The organism is Microbacterium sp. K41 (assembly GCF_004794395.1).
Lineage (GTDB): Bacteria > Actinomycetota > Actinomycetes > Actinomycetales > Microbacteriaceae > Microbacterium > Microbacterium sufflavum.
Genome location: NZ_SSDO01000065.1, coordinates 1 through 3,489, shown reverse-complemented (window position 1 = coordinate 3,489; position 3,489 = coordinate 1). Strand labels below are relative to the sequence as shown.

Here is a 3,489-nt window from a genome sequence, read left to right as displayed (position 1 = left end):
GGCACGCTCCGCCCGCCTCCGGCCGCCGTGCGGGCCCCGTGCGAACGGCAGGGTCGCGAGCGCCAGCGGCACCGGCACCCCGATCCGTTCCCCCAGCTCGGCGAACGCCCTGACCTCGCGGTGGGAGTGCACGATCAGCAGGTCGGTGTGACGCCGGTACTCCAGGGCCCCGCGCTGCGCCGGGATCGCCATACCGGGCAGCCCCGACACGACGACGGGCCGGTGAACGAGCGAGTCGATCACGCGTCCGAGCAGCCGCACGAACGGCCCGCGACCGGCGAGCAGCACGGCGTCGGGCCGCTGCCGGTCCAGCCACGCCGCGACGTGCGCGAGGTCGAGCCGGGTGACATCGGTCGCCGCGACCCCGGTGCCCTCCCGCGCCGCGCGCTCCTGCTCCGCGCTCACCGTGAGGGGCGTGCGCACCAGCAGCAGCTGCGGGCGCAGACCGGGCACCGCGCCGAGCAGCGAGGCAGACCACTTCACGAACGAGTCGGCATCGGCGACCGCGACCACCCGCAGCCCGGAGGCGTCGGTCATGCCGGCACGCGACGCAGCTTGGCCATGGGGGCGCGCTCGCTGTCGAACACGCGCTTCACGCCGTCGCCCACCGCCCGCTCGATCACCCGGATGTCGCGCACCAGGTGCTCGAGTCCGGTCGGCTCCAGCGACGCGGCGTGGTCGGAGCCCCACATCGTCCGGTCGAGCGTGATGTGCCGTTCGACCGCGACGGCGCCCATCGCGACCGCGGCGAGCGAGATCTGCAGGCCGCGCTCGTGGCCCGAGTATCCGACGGGGATGCCCGGGTAGCGGTCGCGGAGGGTCGCGATGACCCGCAGGTTCGCCTCCTCCGGCTCCAGCGGATACGTCGAGGTCGCGTGCATCAGCACGACCCGGTCGGTGCCGAGGGTGTCGAGGGCGCGGTCGATCTGCTCGATCGTGGACATGCCGGTGGAGAGGATCACGGGCTTGCCCGTCTCGCGCAGCGCGGTCAGCAGCTGGGTGTCGGTCAGGCTCGCGGAGGCGACCTTGTGCGCCACGACGTTCAGTTCCTCCAGGAACGCCACGCTCGGCACGTCCCACGGCGACGCGAACCAGTCCAGCCCGAGCAGCGTGGCGTGGTCGCCGATCTCGACGTATTCGTCGCGGCCGAACTCGACCCGGCGCCGGTAGTCGAGATAGCTCATGACACCCCACGGCGTCTCCCGCGGTACATCGCGCATGTGCTCCGGCGTGGAGATCTCGGGGCTGCGCTTCTGGAACTTGACCGCGTCGGCCCCCGCCCGCGCCGCGACGTCGATCAGTCGCTTGGCGATGTCCACGTCGCCGTTGTGGTTGAGGCCGATCTCCGCGATGACGTAGGCCGGACGGCCGCCGCCGATCACACGCGAGCCGATGCTGACAGTCATGGTTCCTCCGGTCGTCGAGCGGGTTGCCGCCGTCCTTCCTGAGTACGCGCCGCGGGTGAACGGCCCTCGACCGGAGGGTTACCGGGGGCGGTCAGCTCGACAACACGCGTTCGACGAGCTCCCTGACCGCACCGTCTCCCCCGCGGCGGTGCAGCACGACCCTGGCCTCGGCCCGCACGAGGGGATGCGCGTCGGCGACGGCGACCGGCCACCCGACGATGCGCATCGCCGGGAGGTCGTTCACGTCGTTGCCGAGGTACGCGATGTCGGCGAGCGGCATGCCCTGCTCCTGCGCCCACCGCCGCAGCGCGTCCTCCTTGTCGTCGATGCCGTGCAGCACGGGGACGCGCAGCTTGTCGGCCCTCGCCCGCACGACCGGGTTGACCTCGGTGGAGAGGATCAGCATCGGCACGCCGGCGCGGCGCAGCAGCGCGACGCCCATGCCGTCCTCCCGGGTCACCCGTACCCGCTCCCCTCCGTCGGCGTCGACGATCGCGGTGTCGTCGGTGTGGACGCCGTCGAAGTCGGTGACCACCGCGCGCACCGGGATCCGCGCGGGAGTCTCACGCAGGGCCGCCAGGGCCCGCGCCGCCGCGAGCTGCTCCGCGTCGTCGATCTCGATCGCGCTCCACTCGGGCACCGCGATGATGCGGGTGCGGCCGAAGAAGCGGTGCCGGCTGCGGCGGAACCCGTCCGCCCGGAACACGTAGAACGCCCCGGTCTCGAGGTGATGCGGCTCACGGTCCTGGCGCCGTGGACGGTGGCTCGCGTCGTGGTTGAGCGCCTCCGCCTCCCCGTCGGGCCCGGTGCGCCACAGGAAGCCGTACGTCTCGACGGCCGCGAACGCGCTGTCGGCCGTGCCCTCCCGCACGGCCTCGACGGCGGCGGACAGCTCCACGCTCGGCACGAAGGGCGACGTGGCCTGCACGAACGCGACGACCGCGAACGACTCTCCCCGGCGCTCGAGCTCGTCGAGCGCGTGGAGGATCGCCGCCTCGGACGACGCGGTGTCGCCCGACAGCTCCGCGGGGCGCCGGACGATGCGCGCGCCCGCGGTCTCCGCGACCGCCGCGATCTCGTCGTCGTCGGTGGAGACCACGACCGCGTCGATGCCCGCGGCGGCCGTTGCCGCGTGCACGGCCCTGGCCACGAGCGGCACCCCGCCCACGCGCTCCAGGTTCTTGCGCGGGATCTGCTTCGACCCGCCGCGCGCCGGGATGATCGCCACCGTCCGCGGCGCTCCCTCGTCTGTCTGCTGCATGCTCGTCATCCTCCCCGGATCTCCCGCCACGCGCGACCGGCGCGACGCCGTGCCCCGATCGCCGTCAGCCGCCACTCCTCGATCCGCCCGATGCCGCCCGCGGGGTGCCGCAGGCGCTGTCGCAGGGTCGCGGGCGCGGCGCCGGGCAACCGCAGCTGCGTGAGGCGTTCCGCCGAGAAGTACCGGCGGCGCTCGTCGTCGTCGAGGTCGCGCAGGAACTCCTCCGCGCGCTCTCGCAGGTGCTCGGCGACGAGCGGCTGCATGGCATAGCCGACCGCGTCGACGAGGCGCTGCAGCTCGGGCGGCTCCGGCCGCGCGGCGTCGGTGCGGGTGAGGGCGTCGACGATCGTGAGCGGGATGCGGTTGCTGTTCTCGAACGGCGCGAGCGTGCCGAGCAGGTCCGCGGTCCCGGCGGCACCGATGTCGCGGCCGAACACCGTGTGCACGGTCGGCAGCGCGGTGGAGAACGCCGCGACCACGGCCCGCGCATCGAGGCGTTCGGCCGCCAGCTCCGCGGGCCCCGTGCCGCGGTGCTCCTCGAACGCCATGCCGAGCGACTGCGCCCTGGCACGGACGGCATCGGCGAGCAGGGGCGGCGCCGCCGGATGGGGCTTGAACACGATGCGCTCCGGCTCCCACGCGGCCGCCCGGTCGACCAGGCTCTGCTGCAGCGCGATCTCCTGCGCCGGTGTCTGCAGCGCGAGCGCCGACAGGTACTGCCCGAGCACCAGCACGGTGGACGGTCCCGGCTCCGGGTCCGCCGGCACCTCCGGCACCTCCGGCGTCGCGGTCTCCCGCAGCGCCGCCGCGAAGGCCGCGGGC

General features: G+C 74.1%; 4 protein-coding genes. All 4 read right to left on the bottom strand.

Going from position 1 to position 3,489, the window contains the following annotated elements:
• On the bottom strand, positions 1–537 hold a 537-nt coding region (locus DW309_RS01155), incomplete at its 3' end, for a DUF6716 putative glycosyltransferase (protein WP_342590359.1).
• Complete coding sequence (locus DW309_RS01150; protein ID WP_136044298.1) at positions 534–1,406, bottom strand: N-acetylneuraminate synthase family protein; 873 nt, start codon at positions 1,404–1,406, stop codon at positions 534–536. The genes DW309_RS01150 and DW309_RS01155, both read right to left, overlap by 4 nt.
• A 91-nt stretch (positions 1,407–1,497) precedes the next feature.
• Complete coding sequence (locus DW309_RS01145; RefSeq protein WP_136044297.1) at positions 1,498–2,667, bottom strand: acylneuraminate cytidylyltransferase; 1,170 nt, start codon at positions 2,665–2,667, stop codon at positions 1,498–1,500.
• Positions 2,668–2,672: 5 nt separating this feature from the next.
• The coding region (locus tag DW309_RS19185; RefSeq protein WP_240753084.1) for a polysialyltransferase family glycosyltransferase at positions 2,673–3,489 on the bottom strand (817 nt) is incomplete at its 5' end.